The organism is Nocardioides sp. WG-D5, from assembly GCF_054031175.1.
On record NZ_CM132928.1, the window covers coordinates 1281825 to 1298953 of the forward strand.

Annotated in this window: 16 protein-coding genes; 6 read left to right on the forward strand and 10 right to left on the reverse strand. The window is 70.9% G+C overall.

Going from position 1 to position 17129, the window contains the following annotated elements:
* Positions 1-62 precede the first annotated feature (62 nt).
* Entirely contained in the window at positions 63-1274 is a 1212-nt protein-coding gene (gene hemW / locus ACWZJV_RS06310; RefSeq protein WP_457180627.1) for a radical SAM family heme chaperone HemW, read from the reverse strand.
* A 70-nt stretch (positions 1275-1344) separates the two neighbouring features.
* On the opposite strand from hemW, the gene ACWZJV_RS06315 reads away from it, so the two are divergent.
* Complete coding sequence (locus ACWZJV_RS06315; protein WP_457180628.1) at positions 1345-2052, forward strand: GNAT family N-acetyltransferase; 708 nt, start codon at positions 1345-1347, stop codon at positions 2050-2052.
* A 117-nt stretch (positions 2053-2169) separates the two neighbouring features.
* Here ACWZJV_RS06315 and ACWZJV_RS06320 read toward each other — a convergent pair whose 3' ends face one another.
* From ACWZJV_RS06320 to ACWZJV_RS06340, 5 genes are all read right to left on the reverse strand, one after another.
* Positions 2170-5595: an error-prone DNA polymerase gene (locus ACWZJV_RS06320; RefSeq protein WP_457180629.1), complete on the reverse strand. Its 3426-nt coding sequence runs from the start codon at positions 5593-5595 to the stop codon at positions 2170-2172.
* An 11-nt stretch (positions 5596-5606) separates the two neighbouring features.
* Positions 5607-7133, reverse strand: coding sequence for a DNA polymerase Y family protein (locus ACWZJV_RS06325; protein ID WP_457180630.1), 1527 nt, complete (start codon positions 7131-7133; stop codon positions 5607-5609).
* Complete coding sequence (locus tag ACWZJV_RS06330; protein ID WP_457180631.1) at positions 7130-7819, reverse strand: hypothetical protein; 690 nt, start codon at positions 7817-7819, stop codon at positions 7130-7132. Before ACWZJV_RS06330 ends, ACWZJV_RS06325 begins: the two co-directional genes overlap by 4 nt.
* A gap of 172 nt (positions 7820-7991) precedes the next feature.
* A complete protein-coding gene (locus tag ACWZJV_RS06335; RefSeq protein WP_457180632.1) occupies positions 7992-9755 on the reverse strand; it encodes a serine hydrolase domain-containing protein in 1764 nt (587 codons plus the stop codon).
* Positions 9752-10996, reverse strand: coding sequence for an MFS transporter (locus ACWZJV_RS06340; protein WP_457180633.1), 1245 nt, complete (start codon positions 10994-10996; stop codon positions 9752-9754). The genes ACWZJV_RS06335 and ACWZJV_RS06340 overlap by 4 nt, the downstream gene beginning before the upstream one ends.
* Positions 10997-11083: 87 nt before the next feature.
* Between ACWZJV_RS06340 and ACWZJV_RS06345 the strand changes: the two genes are divergently transcribed.
* Complete coding sequence (locus ACWZJV_RS06345) at positions 11084-11563, forward strand: sigma-70 family RNA polymerase sigma factor (protein ID WP_457180634.1); 480 nt, start codon at positions 11084-11086, stop codon at positions 11561-11563.
* Entirely contained in the window at positions 11560-12606 is a 1047-nt protein-coding gene (locus ACWZJV_RS06350) for a hypothetical protein (RefSeq protein WP_457180635.1), read from the forward strand. The genes ACWZJV_RS06345 and ACWZJV_RS06350 overlap by 4 nt, the downstream gene beginning before the upstream one ends.
* Here the strand turns inward: ACWZJV_RS06350 and ACWZJV_RS06355 are convergent.
* On the reverse strand, positions 12603-13253 hold the full coding sequence (locus ACWZJV_RS06355; protein WP_457180636.1) for an MOSC domain-containing protein: 651 nt from the start codon (positions 13251-13253) through the stop codon (positions 12603-12605). The genes ACWZJV_RS06350 and ACWZJV_RS06355 overlap by 4 nt on opposite strands.
* Before the next feature lie 86 nt (positions 13254-13339).
* Here ACWZJV_RS06355 and ACWZJV_RS06360 point away from each other — a divergent pair, with 86 nt between their 5' ends.
* Both ACWZJV_RS06360 and ACWZJV_RS06365 read left to right on the forward strand, forming a co-directional pair.
* Positions 13340-13831 (forward strand): SigE family RNA polymerase sigma factor, encoded by a 492-nt coding sequence (locus ACWZJV_RS06360; RefSeq protein WP_457180637.1) that lies wholly within the window; start codon positions 13340-13342, stop codon positions 13829-13831.
* A complete protein-coding gene (locus ACWZJV_RS06365) occupies positions 13828-14694 on the forward strand; it encodes a hypothetical protein (protein ID WP_457180638.1) in 867 nt (288 codons plus the stop codon). The genes ACWZJV_RS06360 and ACWZJV_RS06365 overlap by 4 nt, the downstream gene beginning before the upstream one ends.
* A gap of 6 nt (positions 14695-14700) precedes the next feature.
* On the opposite strand, the gene ACWZJV_RS06370 is transcribed toward ACWZJV_RS06365, so the two are convergent.
* Positions 14701-15597 (reverse strand): aminoglycoside phosphotransferase family protein, encoded by an 897-nt coding sequence (locus tag ACWZJV_RS06370; RefSeq protein ID WP_457180639.1) that lies wholly within the window; start codon positions 15595-15597, stop codon positions 14701-14703.
* 68 nt (positions 15598-15665) lie between these two features.
* Between ACWZJV_RS06370 and ACWZJV_RS06375 the strand changes: the two genes are divergently transcribed.
* Positions 15666-16190: a cupin domain-containing protein gene (locus ACWZJV_RS06375; protein ID WP_457180640.1), complete on the forward strand. Its 525-nt coding sequence runs from the start codon at positions 15666-15668 to the stop codon at positions 16188-16190.
* Here the strand turns inward: ACWZJV_RS06375 and ACWZJV_RS06380 are convergent.
* Together ACWZJV_RS06380 and ACWZJV_RS06385 are read right to left on the reverse strand one after the other, a co-directional pair.
* Positions 16175-16621 carry an NUDIX domain-containing protein gene (locus ACWZJV_RS06380; RefSeq protein WP_457180641.1) on the reverse strand — a complete coding sequence of 149 codons (447 nt, stop codon included), beginning with the start codon at positions 16619-16621 and terminating at the stop codon, positions 16175-16177. The two genes, ACWZJV_RS06375 and ACWZJV_RS06380, sit on opposite strands and share 16 nt — an antisense overlap.
* Before the next feature lie 31 nt (positions 16622-16652).
* Complete coding sequence (locus tag ACWZJV_RS06385) at positions 16653-17129, reverse strand: pyridoxamine 5'-phosphate oxidase family protein (RefSeq protein WP_457180642.1); 477 nt, start codon at positions 17127-17129, stop codon at positions 16653-16655.

The following is a 17129-nucleotide window of genomic DNA, read 5'->3' on the forward strand; positions in this document are numbered from 1 at the left end:
AGGATCACCCCTGATCCTTCGGTCAGGACCAAGGTCCCAGCCTCAGGGCTTCTCAGGGCTGATCAGGGGAGCAGGTCTCGGACCACCGCGTCGGCGAGGAGTCTTCCGGTGTCGGTGAGCACGATCGTGTCGCCGTCGACGGTGACCAGGCCGCGGCGTACCTGCTCGGGGAGGGCGGCCCGGCCGCCGTCGTCGAGGGCGTCCGACGGGAGGCCGTCGGCCAGGCGGAGCTCGAGGAGGACGCGTTCGACCCTCCGGTCCTCCTCGGCGAGGACCTCGCGGGCGTGGGCGGGGCTCTGCTTGGCACCGATGCGGTCCGCGTACGCCTTGGGGTGCTTGACGTTCCACCACCGGGTGCCGCCGACGTGGCTGTGGGCGCCGGGGCCGACACCCCACCAGTCGCCGCCCTGCCAGTAGAGCATGTTGTGGCGGCAGCGCTGGCTCTCCTCGGTCGCCCAGTTGGAGACCTCGTACCAGGTCAGGCCGTGCTTTCGGAGGGTGGCGTCGGCCAGCTCGTACTTGTCGGCCAGGTCGTCCTCGTCGGGCATCTCGAGCTCGCCCCGTCGGACCCGTCGGGCCAGAGCGGTGCCGTCCTCGACGATGAGCGAGTAGGCCGAGATGTGGTCGGGGTTGCTGGCGAGTGCGGTGTCGAGGCTGGTGCGCCAGTCGTCGATCGACTCGCCCGGGGTGCCGTAGATGAGGTCGAGGGAGACCTGCTCGAAGCCCGCCTCGCGGGCCCACTCCACGACCAGCGGGACCCGCTCGGGGTCGTGGGTGCGGTCGAGGGTGTGCAGCACGTGCGGGACCGCGGACTGCATGCCGAAGCTGAGCCGGGTGAAGCCGCCCTCGCGCAGCGCGCGCAGGTAGTCGAGGTCGACGGAGTCGGGGTTGGCCTCGGTCGTCACCTCGACGTCGTCGGCGAGGCCGAACTCGTCCTTGATCGCCCGGAGGATGCCGGTGAGGTCTTGCGCCGGCAGGAGCGTCGGGGTGCCGCCGCCGAAGAAGACGGTGTCCACGTGCTTGTCACGCTCACCGAGCACCCGGCGCGCCAGCCTGACCTCCTCGATGGCCTGGTCGGCGTACGTCTGCCTGCTCACGCCTTCGCCGAGCTCGATCGCGGTGTAGGTGTTGAAGTCGCAGTAGCCGCACCGGACCGTGCAGAACGGGACGTGGACGTAGAAGCCCAGGCCCTTCTCCCCCAGCGTGCTCAGCGAGTCGGCCGGGAGCGACCCGTCGGTGGGGGCGGGATCGCCGGGAGGCAGAGCGGAAGGCACTCCTCCATTATCGGATCCACCTGTCGAAAAGGGTTAACCGTGCCTGATGGGGTGGTGGGAAAATCCTGAGGTGTCCGTCTCGCAGCCAGATCTTCTTCTCGACGATGTCCTCGACAACCCGGTCTGGCACTCGCTGACCGGTGCGCACGCCTCGCTCGCCGAGGGCACGGGGCTCGCTCGTCGCTACCGGCCCGACGTCTCGCCGTTCGCCGCGGTCTCCGACCCGGGTTCGGCTCAGGCATGGCGCGACCTGGCCGCGGCCGTCGGCCCCGGCGGCACCGCGCTGATCACCGGTGCCGCCGGTGTCTGCGGCGAGGGCTGGGAGCTGGTCGGAGGCGGCGAAGGGGTCCAGCTCGTCGAGACTGCTCGGGTCGCCGCGGCACCCGATCCCGAAGCGGTCGTGCTCGGCGCCGCCGACGTGCCCGAGATGCTCGACCTCGTCGCTCGCACCGAGCCCGGACCGTTCGAGAAGTCGACCCACACGATGGGTACGTATCTGGGGCTGCGCCACGAGGGCCACCTCGTCGCGATGGCCGGTCAGCGGATGCACCCGGGCGGCTGGATCGAGATCAGCGCCGTCTGCACCGCCCCCGAGGCCCGTGGCCGCGGCCTCGCCGGCCGCCTCGTCCGAGCCGTCACCGCCGACATCCACGCCCGCGGTGCGCGCGCCCTGATGCACGCCTCGGTCGCCAACACCGGCGCCATCTCGGTCTACCTCGGCCTCGGGTTCGAGGAGCGGCGGCGTACGACCTTCGAGCTCTTCCGCGCTCCGGCCTGACTCTCGCCGAATCGGTGGTTCTGGGGCGCGAGTCTGTAGTTGTGGGCGACGAATCTCTACGTTCGTCGCCCACAACTACAGACTCGGCTCGCCATTTCTGCGGATTCGGCGGAGGGGTCAGCGGAAGTCGCGGGAGCGGTGGCGGGAGGCGATGGCCTTGGCGGCCTCGGGGTGGATCTCCTCGAGCGGGGCGAGGCGGTCGGCGACGAGGTTGGTCACCCCGTCGTTGCGCTCGAGGATGCCGCGGATGAGCATGACGGAGGTGGAGACCGCGATCTTGCGGTGCTTCCTCCACAGACCGGCGGAGCAGACGACGTTGAGCATGCCGGTCTCGTCCTCGAGGTTGATGAAGGTGACGCCGCCCGCGGTCCCGGGGCGCTGACGATGGGTGACCAGGCCGGCGACGGTGATCCGCCGGCCGGGCTCGGCGGTGGGGAGGTCGCCGATGCTCGGGAGTCCGGCCGCGGTCAGGCCGGCCCGGAGATGGGCGAAGGGGTGGCTGCCGGGGGTCACGCCGGTCGCCCAGAGGTCGGCGAGGGTCTCCTCGACCGGGTCCAGCCCGGGCAGCGCGGGCGTCTCGGCGGTGAACCGCACCCCTTCGAGCTGGTCCTCGGTCTCGGTCCAGCCCGCCTGCCACAGCGCCTGGCGACGGCTCGATGTGAACACCTCCAAACATCCGGCGGTGGCCAGCGCCTCGAGCTGGGCCCGCTCCAGACCGGCGCGTCTCGACAGGTCCAGGGAGTCCTTGAACGGTGCCTCGGTCCGGGCCTTCACGATCCGCTGGGCGACGTCCTTGCCGATGCTGCGTACGGAGTCCAGACCCAGCCGCACCGCGAAGTTGCCGTCGCGGCGGTGCTCCGGGGTGGGGTCGGGGGTGCCCGGCACCCATTCGGTCTTGGTCCCGTCCAGCCGGCAGTCGTCCTTCCCGGTCGATGACACGTCGTCGTCGAGCGGCTCCAGATCGGCGGCGGCCTGGCTGCGGATGAGGTCGGGGCGGCGTACCTCCACCCCGTGGCGGCGGGCGTCCTGGGTCAGCGACTGGGGTGAGTAGAAGCCCATCGGCTGGGCACGGAGCAGGCCGGCCAGGAACGCGGCCGGGTAGTGGAGCTTGAACCACGACGAGGCGTAGACGAGCTTGGCGAAGCTGAGCGCGTGGGATTCGGCGAAGCCGAAGTTCGCGAAGGAGAGGATCTGGGTGTAGACCGCCTTGGCGGTCTGCTCGGTCATCCCCTTGGCACGCATGCCCCGGTAGAGCTTCTCCTTGAGCGAGTCGATGCGTTCGACGCCGCGCTTGGAGCCCATCGCCCGGCGCAGCAGGTCGGCGTCGTCGTGCGAGAAGTCGCCGAGCACCCGGCCCATCTCCATGAGCTGCTCCTGGAACAGCGGCACCCCACGGGTGCGCTCCAGCACCGGGATCAGCAGCTCGTGGGAGTAGCTGACGGGTTCACGACCGGTGGCGCGGCGTACATAAGGGTGGACCGCTCCGCCCTGCACCGGCCCGGGCCGGATGAGCGCGATCTCGATGGCCAGGTCGTAGAAGCAGCGCGGCTGCAGCCGCGGGAGGGTGCCGATCTGTGCGCGCGACTCGACCTGGAAGACCCCGATCGAGTCGGCCCGGCAGAGCATGTCGTAGACCGCCGGCTCCTCCTTGGGGATGGTCGCCAGGGTCCAGCCCTCCCCCAGGTGCTCGCGAGCCAGATTCATCATGTGGTCGAGCGCCGCCAGCATCCCGAGCCCGAGCAGGTCGAACTTCACCAGGCCCATGTATTCGGCGGCGTCCTTGTCCCACTGGATCACGGTGCGCTTCTCCATCCGCGCCCGCTCGATCGGGACCACCTCGCCGATCGGCTCCTCGGTCAGCACCATCCCGCCGGAGTGGATGCCGAGGTGGCGTGGCGCTCCATGGATCTCGGCGGCCAGCGCCAGGACGGGCGCGGGGATGCCGACGTCGTCGGGCGCCTCGACACGTGAGTAGCCGACATGCTTGGACCAGGCGTCCTGCTGCCCGGGCGAGTGGCCCAGCGCCTTGGCCGCGTCCCGGACCGCCATCTTCGGCCGGTAGCCGACGATGTTGGCGACCTGAGCGGCGTTGCGGCGCCCGTAGCGGTCATAGACCCACTGGATCACCTTCTCGCGCTTGTCGGAGTCGAAGTCGACGTCGATGTCGGGCTCCTCCTCACGGTGCTCGGAGATGAACCGCTCGAACGGAAGCTCGTAGAAGACCGGGTCGATCGCGGTGATCCCGAGCGCGTAGCAGACCGCGCTCGCCGCCGCGGAGCCTCGCCCCTGGCACAGGATGTCTTGGCTGCGGGCGTAGTCGACGATGTCGTGCACGATCACGAAGTAGCCCGGGAAGTCCTTGCGCTCGATGACGTCGAGCTCGTGCTCCACGCGCTCGCGGGCCTTCTCGACGAACTCCGGGTCGGCGGCGTACGCCTGCGCATAGCGCTCCGCGAAGCCCTCCTCGGTCAGGTGTCGCAGCCGGCTCGCGGCGGTCTCGCCCTCGGGGATCCCGCGCTTGGGCAGCTTCGGGGTGGCCTTGCGCAGGTCGAAGGCGCACTCCTCGGCGATCTCGACGCTACGCGCCACCGCGCCCGGGTAGCGCCGGAAGAGATGCTCCATCTCCTCCCCCGACCGGACGTACGCCACCGGGCCGGCCGGGAGCCAGCCGGCGATCTCGCTCAGGGTGCGCCGGGCGCGGACCGCCGCGAGCGCGTCGGCCACCCGGTGCCGGTCGGGCGTGGCGTAGTGGACGTTGTTGGTGGCGACCGTGGGCAGGCCGGCCTCGCGGGCGATGCCGGCGAGCAGGTCGTTGTCGTAGGAGTCGGTCGGGTGGCCGCGGTCGGTCAGCTCCACGACGACGTTGTCGCGACCGAACCTGTCGGTGAGCTCACGCAGCGCCCGGGCCGCGGCGATCGGACCGGTGCCGGTGAGGGCCTGGCGTACGGCGCCCTTGCGGCACCCGGTCAGGATCAGCCAGCTGCCGGAGCGAGCCCGGTCGGCGAGCTCGTCGAGGTCGTAGGTCGGCCGGCCCTTCTCGTCGCCACGCAGCTGCGCCTCGGTGATCGCGCCCGCCAGCTGCCGATAGCCCTCGACGCCTCGGGCGAGCACCAGGAGGTGGCTGCCCTCGGGGTCGGCGACCCCGTTCTGCGGCTTGGTCAGGCCCAGGGACAGCTCGGCGCCGTAGATGGTCCGCAGCCGCTGCTCCTCGTTGGCCGGGCTCAGCTTCTGCGCCGCCTCGGCGAAGGCAGGCGCCCCGTAGAACCCGTCGTGGTCGGTGATCGCGATCCCGTGCAGTCCCTGCCGGATCGCCTCGGCGACCAGTGCCGACGGCGAGCTCGCCCCGTCGAGGAAGGAGAAGTCGGAGTGGGCATGGAGCTCGGCGTACGGCACCACCGGGCCCTCCGGCCCACGCACCTCCTCGTCGGTCAGCCGCTTCTTGCGCCGCGAGATCGGGGCGTCACCGTAGGGGTCGCTCGGCGGGCGGCCCGAGAGCCGCCGCTCCAGCTCCTTCCAGGGGATCTCGGGGTTGTTCCAGCCCATCAGCCACCCCGTCAGTCATAGCTGGCTTCGGTGAGCCAGTGGTCGGTGTCGAAGGTGGCCAGCCAGGCGCGGCCGTCGACCCCGACGAGCTGGAAGCGGGCGACCCGCCGTCCGCCGCCGGGCTCCCACCACGCCTCGGTGACCGGCCACGGGCCGGACCAGGAGGCGACCCGCTGCCAGGGCTCGCCCGCCGAGGGCCGGTAGCGGACGGGGTCGGCGGAGACGCCGCCGCGCGGGAGCACCACGACCGGGCGCCCGGCCTGGTCGCAGACCTCCGCCGGCCACGGGTCGGCCAGCACCCGGGCGGGCGCCGGCGGCGGAATGCTTCCTGGCCAGGGCAGCGCGCGGTCGCGCAGCGTGCTGGGGCGGTCGCCCCAGGGGACGTACGCCTGCCGGTCGCGCGGGCTCCGGCCGCCCTGGAGCACCGGGGCGACGACGGCCTCATGGCCGAGCAGCCCCTGCACCCGGGCGATGCCGCGGTCGACGCGCTCGTCGGTGCCGCCCCAGAGGCCGTCGGCGTGGACCGCCTCGGAGACGGCGACCTCGGGGACGAAGCGGACCCGGGTCACCGCTCCGCCGCCTCCGGCCGACACCGCCCCGGCCAGCTGCCAGTGCAGCCGGTCGATGAGATCGACGGCGGAGAACCAGCGCGGATGCGCCCAGGTGCGGCAGGAGTCCGCGACGTCCTCCATCCCGATCTCGATCCGCACCTCGGTGCAGACCTCCTGCCGCGCCGCCAGGCCCTTCACGAACCCCTCCGCCGCCTGCCGGGACGAGAAGCAGACCGCCTCGGCGGAGTCGAGCGGCGGCTCGAAGGCGACCTCGGTGGTGAGCTCGGGCGGTGGCGTACGCCCGGTCACCGGCCGTGCGCCCTCGCCGTGGATCACCCGGCGGACCCAGGCGGCCTGCGCCCCGAAGCGCGCCTTGACGTCGGCGCCGGGCAGGTCGGCGAGGCCGCCGAGCGTGGTCAGGCCGAGCCGCTGCAGCAGGCTGACCGCGTTGGCGTCCTCGAGGACATGGACCGGCAGGGCGCGCAGGAACGTGGTCGAGCCACCGTCGGCCGGGACCGCGTACGTCTCCTGCAGCCCGGCGCTCCGCGCGGCCTGCTCGGCGGTGAAGAGCTCATCGGCGATACCGATCCGTACGTCCCAGATCCCGAGCCCGACCACGCACTCGGCGATCGCCGCGCCCGCCTCGGCCTCGCCGCCGTAGAAGCGTGCCGGCGAGCGCAGCGCGACCAGCCCGGGACGCAGCGGCATGACGCCGGGGCGCAGCTCCTCCAGGCGCACCAGCACCTCCTCGAACACCCGCGCGTCGCGGGCGTCGTCGGCGGCGAGCACCTGAACCTCGGGGCAGCGCGACTGCGCGTCCCGGCGCCGCATCCCGCGCCTGATCCCGAACTCCCGCGCCGCCTGGTTGGAGGCCTGGACCCGGTTCTGCGCGAAGACCGCCGCCGGCAGGTGCCGCGGCAGCCCCTGCTCGCCCAGCGCCGCGGCGACCGGCCAGTCGGCGCACCAGACCACCAGCGTGCGGCTCATGCGGACTCCTGGTTCCGCAGGCCGGCGATGTCCGTGACGGGTTCGAGAACGCGCCCGAGAGTGCCGTCCTCGGCCGGGAACCAGAGCGCCGTACGCCGCGGCGGAGCCGTCCCGCGCACCGCCTCGACCACCATCCGTCTCGCCCGGAGATGGCCGTCGCCGTTGCCCAGACCGACCCAGCGCGGCTCGGTCGCCCGGAGGCGTACGTCTGCTCTCGGCCACTCCCCCAGCGCGATCAGCGCGGCGCCGCGGGTGCGCAGCCGGGCACCGATCTTCTCGGCGACGCCCGGAGCCACCCGGCCGGTCGGCCGGACCAGCACCAGCGTGGTCACGTCGACCAGCGCCGCGGTCGCCTCCAGCCAGGAGTCCTGGGGCCGCGGCACCAGGATGGTCCGCTCCAGGTCGACGCCGGCCTCGGCCGCCGCCTCGACCCCGAAGTCCTCGATCCCGACGACGGCGGTCCACTCCCCCGCAGCCGAGGGTCCCGCGAGCAGCAGCATCGCCAGCGACAGCGAGTCGGCCGCGTACGTCCCTCCTGCCCGCAGCTGCACCACCCCACCGAGCGCCTCGTGCGTGGCCAGCTCGGCACCGAGGCCCGGCTTCTGCTCCAGCCGCCGCACCTTGGACCGAAGCTGCTCGATCTGAGCCAGCTTCTGGTGTCGTTCGATCCCCGCTACCACTCCCACTCAATGAGTATCGAACATTTGTTCGAACACATCAAGATCGAGTCTTCCCTTCTGGCGCGCCGAATCCTCACTTCTGCCGTGGCGAGTCGGTCGTTGTGACGAACGAAACTGTCGACTGGTCACCCAGAACTACAGACTCGGCCGCCACAACTACCGACTCGGCGCGGAAGGGTCAGCCGCGGAGCGCGGAGGCGAGGTAGGTGAGACGGGGGTGGTCGGCGGTGGGGAGGGCGGTGACGGTGGTGGTCTTGGCGACCGCGACCTTCCAGTAGGTGGTGCCGGCGACGACCAGGAAGTCGGCCTTGGACGAGCCGTCACCGGACAGGGGCGTGGTGATCAGCTCAGGCTTGCCGAAGGCGCGCATCGCGGCGATGACCGGGGAGTCCTCCTCGAGGGCGGCGCGGGCGGCGGCGACGATGCCTTCGTGGGCGTCGGGGACGGCGTTGATGCGCAGGGTCTGGATGCGCGGCTCGGCCTCCGGCGAGAGCATGACCTCGATGTCGTAGCGGCCCCGCTCGGCCGGTACCACGGCCAGCGCGACGCCCGTGGCTCGGGAGAAGTAGCCGTAGGGCGCGCCGCCCAGCGGCAGCCCGACCTTGGCGCGGGCCTGGGTGATCTGGACACGCCGGGCCGTGTCGGGAGCGTCCAGCTCGACGTTGTCGGCGAACAGCGACGGCAGCGCGAACACCTCGGCGCCCGCCGGATCGAAGGTACGCAGCCGCTCGACCGCCGCCTCCAGCGCCGAGTCGAGCCGCGGCCGCAGGCCCTTGACCACCATCGAGAACCGGTGCGGCCCTCCCCCGGCGAGCTCCGTGGAGACCAGCGAGCGCAGCGCGGTCATCGCGGTCGGGTAGGCGCCGGCGTACGTGCTGTTGGACAGCGTGATCACGCCGAGACCGGTCCCGGGGTGCCAGACCATCCGCGAGCCGTAGCCGGGGTAGCCGCCGGAGTGGTGGACGAACTGCCCCAGCCGGCTGTCGTGGTCGACCATCAGGCCGTAGCCGTAACCGGCCGCGACCGCCCCGATCCCCGCCTCCGGTCCCGAGACATCCAGCGAGCCCGACACCGAGCCGAACCGGTGCAGCTGCTGCATCTCCCGGCGCGACGCCTTCGACAGCGGGTGTCCGTCGGCGGAGGAGGAGAAGGCGCCCAGGAACCCGCCGACCCAGCGCGCCAGGTCGGCCACCGAGGAGTGCAGGCCACCCATCGCCGCGAACGACCCCGACGGCACCGGCGGCGTCACCGACCAGGTCGGCGGCCCCTCGAGCCGGTCGCCCGCCCAGGCCGGGTGCAGCGGCGGAACATGCCCCGGCACGCGGTTCGGCACCGCATCGGGCGAGTAGGCCGAGGAGGTCATCCCCAGCGGCGCCAGCAGCTCGTGCTCGATGAAGTCCCGATTCGCTCCTTCCGGAGACGATCCACCCACGACGTTCTCGATCGCCCGCCCGAGCAGCGCATAGCCGAGGTTGGAGTACTCGAACCCGACCCCCGGCTCGCGCCCGGTCGAGAAGCCCCCGTCGAGGAACGTCCCGAAGGCGTCGTAGGACAGCGACTCCTGCCGGTCGCCCCACGGGTCGTCGGTCGGCAGCCCGGCCGACATCGAGAGCAGCAGCCGCAGCGTCACCGCCGGCGAGTCGGCGGAGTAGGGAACCTGGTCGACGAGCTCGGGCACGTACTGAGCGATCGCCTCGTCGAGGTCGACCAGCCCGCGGTCGCGCAGCAGCAGCACCGCGGCCGCGGTGAACGACTTCGACATCGACGCGATCCGGAAGACACTCTCCGCGGTCGGCGCCGGACCGCCCTCGGTCGTCGCCCCGAACGCGCCGGTGTGGAGCAGCTCGGAGCCGCGTACGACCCCATAGGCCAGCCCCGGCGTCAGGTTCTCCTCGAAGCGCTGCTGGAAGAGATCGTCGACGACGGCGGTGTTCAGACTCATACGGTCGTTCCTTCGGAGGCAGGTTGCTCGACGCGTTGCAGCCTAACCACCGAAGGCACCGCGAGCGTGACCAGACAGACCGACGCATAGAGCACGCCGCTGACCAGGAAGACCGGCCGCTCCCCGAACCACCCCGCCAGCGGCCCGAAGAGGAGCTGCCCGACGGGCATCGCGAGGAACGAGCCGAGCGCGTCGTAGGAGTAGGCGCGCGAGAGCATCTCGTCCGGGACGTTCTCCTGCATGGCGAGGTTCCAGCCGAGGCTGAAGATCTCGATCCCGGCGCCGGCGACGGCCATCGCGACGATGAGCGGCAGGGTCTCCGGCCACAGCGCGAGCGTGAAGAAGGGCAGCGAGAACGTCATGATCCCGAACATCCCCGCCCGTAGCGGACGCCGGATCGTGGCTCGCATCAGCACGATCGTCATCACGAGCATCCCGGCGGCGAGCGCGGAGTTGGCCAGGCCCCAGCCCCCGACGCCGAGCGAGGTGGACTTCGCGTACGCAGGGCCTAGCACGTTGAGCCCACCCGACTGGATCGCGTTGAGAACCATGAAGGCGACCACGACGACCCACAGCCAGGTGGTGCTGCGGAAGTAGGTCCACCCGGCACGCAGGTCCTCGAGCGCGGAGGTCTTATCTGCGTCCGCCGGACGCGGTGGGATCCGCACCGGGAGTAGGAAGAGCGCCGCGAGCAGCCAGGTCAGGGCGTCGACCGCCAGCGCCCACCCGGCACCGACGCCGACCACGAGCGCCGCCGCGACCGAGGGGCCGAGGATCGTCAGGGTGCCGCGCGACATCGAGAGCAGCAGGTTGGCCGGTTGCAGGTCCTTCTTCGCCACCAGCTGCGGCACCATGCCCTGCATCGCCGGGAAGGCCATCGCCATCGTGGTGCCGTTGATCGCCTCCAGGATCACCAGGTGCCAGATCTCCGCCTGTCCGGTGATGATCAGCGCCGCTGCGGCCGCCTGTGTCGCGGCCGAGGCGACGTTGCTCAGCTGCAGCACCAGCCGCCGCGGGAACCGGTCGGCGATCACGCCTCCGACCAGCAGGAAGATCACCATCGGGATGGTGTGCGCGGCGACCACGTAGCCCAGCGCCGAGGCCGAGTCGGTCACCTCCAGCACCGCGAACGCGAGCGCCACGTGCGACATCGACGACCCGGCGAGGTTCACGAACCGTGAGGCGAAGAACCACCCGAAGTCGCGCTCCTTGAGGACGAAGAGGCTCTCCCGGATGCTCACGGCGGGAACTCTTCCGCACATCTGTGGTTCCTGGTAATCGTTTTTCGTGCGACTAAACCGTTCACCCGTCCAGGGCGTCGAGATGGCGTGACCAGAGACGAGTTCACCGAGTTCTACGCCGGCAGCAAGGATCGCTGCCTGCGCGCCGCGATCGCCTACGGCATGGCTCCCGACCGCGCCGAGGAGGCCGTCGCCGAGGCGTTCGCCCGGGCGTGGTCGAGGTGGCCGAGCGTACGCAGCGTTGATTCGCCCCGCGCATGGATCGTCCGGACGGCGATCAACGCCGACATCTCCTGGTGGCGCAAGCGCCGCCGCGAGACGGCCGTCCCCGAGACCCCCGAACAGCTCCCCAGCGACGACTCGAGCTTCGACGACCTGCTGGAGGCCGTACGCCGGTTGCCCCCGCGTCAACGACAGGTCGTCGCGCTGCGCTACTTCCTCGACCTCGACGCCGAGACGACCGGCCACGAGCTCGGCATCGCTCGCGGCACCGTCTCGGCCACGCTCCACCAGGCGCTCAAGACTCTGCGGCAGCGGCTGACCGACTCCGAAGGGATGCTGTCATGAACGACATCGAGACCCTGCTGCGCACCAGCAGCCACCACACCTTGGACCTCCCCGCCGCCGAGATCCTGCGCCGGGGCGACCGGATGCGCCGCCGCCGTCGCACGGCGAAGGTCCTCGCCACCGTCGCCGCCTGCTCGATCGCCGGCGTCATGGCGTACGTCGTGGTCCCCGACCGGCTGATCGACTCGGACGTCGCCACCCCGGCACCGCCCGAGAGAAACCCGGTCGACTGGTCGGGCAATCCGACCAATCTCACTCCCGAGGAGCTCGACCAGCTGAGCGCGCGGTGTCTGCCGTCGGCCTGGGCCGACAAGGAGCTGCTGTACAACCTGGCACCCGGAGAAAGCGTCCCCGACGACGTCTACCAGGAGATCCCCGCAGGCACCTGGCCGTTCCTGGCCGAGAAGCGCGGATCGACGGTCAGGGCGATCTTCGACGGCCGCGACTACGAAGTGACCTGCTCGGCACCCAGCCGTGGGGACGGCAGCGAGCCCGACATCGCACAGGCGATCGGCACGCCGGAGGTCTGGGGCCGATTCGCATCGATGGGACCGTGGGAGGACTTCTCCCGCAGCAGCTCCGACGGCGACACGCGCTTCATGCTTCCGCTCCCGGAGGATCTGAACGTCACCGAGGTGGTCTTCACCTCGAGCGGCGAGGAGTTCCCGGCAACCATCGTCAACGGCGTGGCGGTCGCCTGGATCGACCACGAGGTCAGCGTCGACTCGGCGAGCTTCCGTGCCTACGACGCCGACGGCGATCTGGTGCATGACGTGGCGCCTGAGCCGCCGACCGTCGAGTGGACCGAGACCGCGGAAGGGATCCGGGTGACGCGGTCGCTCGGCAACGAGACGATCGAGTCCGCCTGGTTCTGGGTCGGCGAGCAGCGGTTCGACGCGACCATCACCGAGGCGAACGTGGCAGTCGCGCTCATCCCGACCGGGAAGCTCACGACGGACCAGCTGAACAAGCTGGAGATCCAGGGCCGCTCCCACGACGGTCTCTACATGATGGGGTGCGACGGAGGGCCGTGCGGTCCCTAGAGCGGCTCGGCCGCGACGTACCTCTCGGCCGCGGCACGCGGCTTGTCCCCGAGCCCCTCGATGCCGATCAGTGACGGCAGCAGGGACCGGTCGGTGGTGAGCGCCTCGAAGAGGGTCGAGACGGTGATGTCGTGGTCGGGGCGGTGGACGACGACGATCTCGTCGCCGGCCTGCAGCTGCCCCTCCTCGAGGACACGCAGGTAGGGCCCCGGCCGAGCCTCCTGGGTGAACCTCTTGACCCACCGGGCGTTGTCGTAGCCCGAGACGCCCATCCAGTTCTTGAAGTCGTTGCAGGGCGTACGCACGCTGCAGATCTGCAGCAGGACCGTCCCGATCCGCCACTGCTCTCCCACGAGGGCCGCGTTGACGTCGATCCCCTCGGTGGTGAGGTTCTCGGCGAACTGGCCGTCGCGAAGCGGCGCACCCAGCCGCGAGCCCCACAGGTCGAGGTCCTCGCGGGCGAAGGCGTAGACCGCCTGCTCCGCGCCGCCGTGGTGACGGCGGTCGGTCTGGGTGTCGGTGACGATGCCCTCCGGGCCGACCGTCACAGGTCCGGGCGTCGCGAGCTTCTCGATCGAAGTGGCGCCCACCTCCGCCCACTCCGCCGGCTTGGACTGACCGATGTTGACGCTTCGCACGATGGGCACGGCGCCGATTCTCTCGTCCGGCGTCCATCGGGTCGAACGAGTTTCGGCGAGAATCCTCACGAGCGACTAAAGGGATCCGGGTGCTGATGCGTCAACAGGGTGTGAGTTTCGAGGAGTTCGGCGCCTTCTATGTCGCCCACAAGGACCGCTGCCTGCGTGCCGCCGTCGCGAGCGGGGTCGCCCCGGAGCACGCCGAGGATGCCGTCGCCGAGGCGTTCGCACGTGCCTGGGCGCGGTGGCGTACGGTCCGCAACGCCCGCTCACCTGCGGCCTGGGTCGTGCGCACCGCGGTCAACGCCGACATCTCCTGGTGGCGCAAGCGTCGCCGCGAGGTCGGTCCGCCCGATGACGTACGTGGTGATCATCTCGATCTCGACGGCCGCCGTGACCTCGTCGCCGCCGTGCGCCGCCTGCCGAAGCGGCAGCGCGAGGTGGTCGCGCTGCGCTACATCCTCGACCTGGACACGGCGACCACGTCGGCCGTCCTCGACATCTCGCAAGGCACCGTCTCGGCCCATCTGCACCAGGCGCTCGCCACGCTGCGAGCCGACCTCACCATTGAAGGAGCTCGCTCATGAGCCTCGATCTCGAAGACGCACTGCGCTCCGGCGGCGACCTCACCCTCGACCGCCCGCTCGCCGAGATCCGGACCCGCGGCGACCGGCTCCGCCGGCGACGTACGTCGCTGCTCGCCGCTGCCACCGCCGGTATGTGTCTCGTGGTGACCGGGGTCGTCCTCGCCGGTCTAGGGCACGGACCGGTCGCGATCGATCTCGCACCTGCGGACCAGAGCACGTCGCCATCCCGTCCTGCGCAGGTGCTGACCTGGAGCGGTGAGCCCACGAACGTCTCCGACACGGAGCTGGCGACACTCAGACGCACCTGCCTTCGCGCCGCCAACCAGGACGCCTACGACGCGGCCAACGCGTGGCGTTCGGCCCCGGGTGGCGCGCCCGAGAACCCGCCGCTGGCGGAGACGATCGATCCCGGGCTGTACCCGATCTTCGCCGAGCGACGCACCGATGTCGGGCCCGAGCACCACAACATCCTGCGCGCGATGTTCCTGACCGACGACTATCTGGTGCGCTGCGGGACCCACACGACCGACTCCAGCCAGCCGAGGGCCGAGGACGCCGCAGGCTCAGCTGACCGCGTCAGACCCTTCCCCGAGATGGGCCAGTGGGAACACTTCAGCTGGGGCTGGGACACCAACACGATCAACTTCATGCTGCCCGTGCCGGCCGAGGTCACGTCGGTGAAGTTCTTCATCGGTGGCGGACACGTCGACGGCACCGTCAACGGCGGGATCGCCGTCGCCTCGCTCAGTACGGAAGGCGTCCCGAAGCAGGACGACACCACCGGCTTCGCGGCCTACGACGCCGACGGGAAGCGGGTCGGCGGCAGCAAGCCGGTGCCGCCGAAGACATGGCCGGTCGACTGACGGTCCTCAGTCCTGGACCGCCTTCGCGACCGAGATCATCGCGGTGATCCAGTCCTTGTCGGGCGCCGGGTTGTCCTCGACCTCGTCCTTGATGTTGACCATCAGTCGCAGCACCACCCACGCGCGAGCCCGGTCCTCGTCGAGCTCGGCGGCGTCGACCAACGCGAAGAAGCGGTCGCGTACGCCGTCGCGGATCCGCCCCGCGTACTCGTCGGAGCGGTTCCACAGCATCGGCGCGAGCTCGTAGTGCGGGTCGCCGGAGAGCGGCTTCGGGTCGATCACGAGCCATTCCTCACGATCACCCCGGAGGACGTTCTCGTAGTGCAGGTCGGTGTGGATCAGCCGCCCGTCGGTCTCCTCGTCGCGGGCGAAGTCGCGGGCGATCGCCCGGGCCTGCTCGACCATCCGCGGTGGCACCGGGAGCCGCCGGCTCTTCTCCCCGAGCTCGTCGGCCCAGCGCGCGGCCTGCTGCGACAACGTACGCAGCTGCGGCGGAGCCGCGACGTGCAGCCGTCGGTAGAACCCGCCCACGATCTCGCACGCCTGCACGTCCCAGAGCTCCGAGAGATCCTCCTCGGGATGCAGCCGTTCGAGCAGCAGCGCGAACCGCTTCGGGTCGGCCCGGAGCAGGCGTACGGCACCCCGACCGCCCCACACCTGCAGCGCCAGCGCCTCGTGCTCGGCCTCCCAGTGGGGCCAGCCGACCTTCAGCACCGCGGGCTCACCCTCGGCGGTGCGGACCGGGAGCACGACGGCACAGTTGCCATGGGTGGAGGGACCGTCGAGGGTCAGCGACCACTCCTCGACCAGCTCGCGCAACAGGCCCGGGAGGTCGTCGAGCCACGCCGCCCACGAGGGCCCGTTGGCCGCGAGAGCTCGGAAGGAGTCCGGGACGAGCGTCACGGCGGCAACCCTACTGAGACATTTCCAATTGGCTTCCCAACCCTCGACGGATCGGGCAGGTTGGGCCCATGTCACTTCCTGAGTCGATGGGGACCAAGGGCGTTCCCTACCCGCCCGAGCGCTACGACGGCGAGGCCGGTGAGGTCTCGGCGTTCTACCGTCCCGACAAGACCGCGCCCGACCTCGAATATCCCAACGGTGTGAAGGTCGACTATCTGGCCACCGGGGCGACCACCGCGGGCGACTACGGGCTCTACCGCTGGCACTTCGGTCCGGGCGAGACCGGTCCCGGGCCGCACTTCCACCGCGCGGTGGCCGAGTCGTTCTACGTGCTGACCGGGACGGTGCGGATCTACAACGGCGAGGAGTGGATCCCGGCCGGCGCCGGCGACTTCGTACACGTGCCGGTCGGCGGCCTGCACGGCTTCCGCAACACGACCGACGAGCCCGCCTCGATGCTGCTGCACTTCACGCCCGGTGCGCCGCGGGAGGGCTACTTCGAGGGGCTGCGCGAGCTCGCCGAGGGCACCGAGCTCGGTCCTGACGACCTGGCCGAGTTCTACAAGCTCCACGACAACTACTGGGTGGACTGAGCCCTCCAGGCCTCGATCCCGAGGCGAACGATGTCGGCGGCCGACTCGGGCACCTGGGCCGCCTTCTCGAGCGGGACCCACTCGGCGAAGTCGGTGGTTCCGTCGACCTCCAGCGTGCCCAGCTCACCCCCGACGATCCGCGCCTCGAAGATCACCCGGGTGGACTGGTAGGGCCGGCGCCCCGGCTCGAACGGCACGGCGTACACGTTGGTCGTCAGCGGAGCCCCGACCTCGACGTCGTAGCCGGTCTCCTCCTTCACCTCGCGTCTGACCGCGGCGGGCATCTGCTCGCCGTAGTCGACACCACCGCCCGGAAGCGTCCAGCCGGGCTCGGTGCGGTGGTTGCCGTTGAACCAGCTCAGCAGGATCCGCCCTGCGTCGATGATGACGGCGTACGCGGCCACCCGGGTGTCGTACTCGGTGAAATGCATCCCCGGGAGACTACAACGGCCGACCCCCGGTTCAGTCGAAGACGAACGCCGTCGCGTCCGTGGGGAACGAGGTCCACGCCCGGATCCGGCGGGGATGCACGACCGGAGCCCCCTCGGTGTAGTGCTTCGGGTCGAAGACGTTCTCGCCGTACTCGGGATACTTCGCGTTCAGCAGCCCCGCGATCTCCTCGGCGATCTCCGGTGCGAAGCCCGTCTCCCGCACCTCGCCCTCGATGACGACCAGCTTCCACGGGTCGGGCAGGTTCACCGTCACCTTCGGGTGCGCGGCCGCCAGCCGCCGGTGCAGCGTCTCCGGGCTCCCGCCGTAGACCAGCTTCTCCTCGAACCAGATCCCGTCCAGCGGCGTCACGTGCGGACTCCGCCCCGGCCTCTCGAACGCGAACCAGAACTGCTTCGCCTCGACCAGCCGCTGACGTACGTCCTCCCACGCCAGCAGCTCGCTCGGCGTGCCATAGCCCTTCGGGAACCGAACCTGTTCTGTACGCAT

Coding starts and splice junctions, on each gene's coding strand:
- ACWZJV_RS06320 (WP_457180629.1), bottom strand. CDS start 5,595: ATGGGCTGGAACAACCCCGAGATCCCCTGGAAGGAGCTGGAGCGGCGG.
- ACWZJV_RS06325 (WP_457180630.1), bottom strand. CDS start 7,133: ATGAGCCGCACGCTGGTGGTCTGGTGCGCCGACTGGCCGGTCGCCGCG.
- ACWZJV_RS06335 (WP_457180632.1), bottom strand. CDS start 9,755: ATGAGTCTGAACACCGCCGTCGTCGACGATCTCTTCCAGCAGCGCTTC.
- ACWZJV_RS06350 (WP_457180635.1), top strand. CDS start 11,560: ATGAACGACATCGAGACCCTGCTGCGCACCAGCAGCCACCACACCTTG.
- ACWZJV_RS06360 (WP_457180637.1), top strand. CDS start 13,340: ATGCGTCAACAGGGTGTGAGTTTCGAGGAGTTCGGCGCCTTCTATGTC.
- ACWZJV_RS06365 (WP_457180638.1), top strand. CDS start 13,828: ATGAGCCTCGATCTCGAAGACGCACTGCGCTCCGGCGGCGACCTCACC.
- ACWZJV_RS06375 (WP_457180640.1), top strand. CDS start 15,666: ATGTCACTTCCTGAGTCGATGGGGACCAAGGGCGTTCCCTACCCGCCC.
- ACWZJV_RS06380 (WP_457180641.1), bottom strand. CDS start 16,621: ATGCATTTCACCGAGTACGACACCCGGGTGGCCGCGTACGCCGTCATC.
- ACWZJV_RS06385 (WP_457180642.1), bottom strand. CDS start 17,129: ATGCGTACAGAACAGGTTCGGTTCCCGAAGGGCTATGGCACGCCGAGC.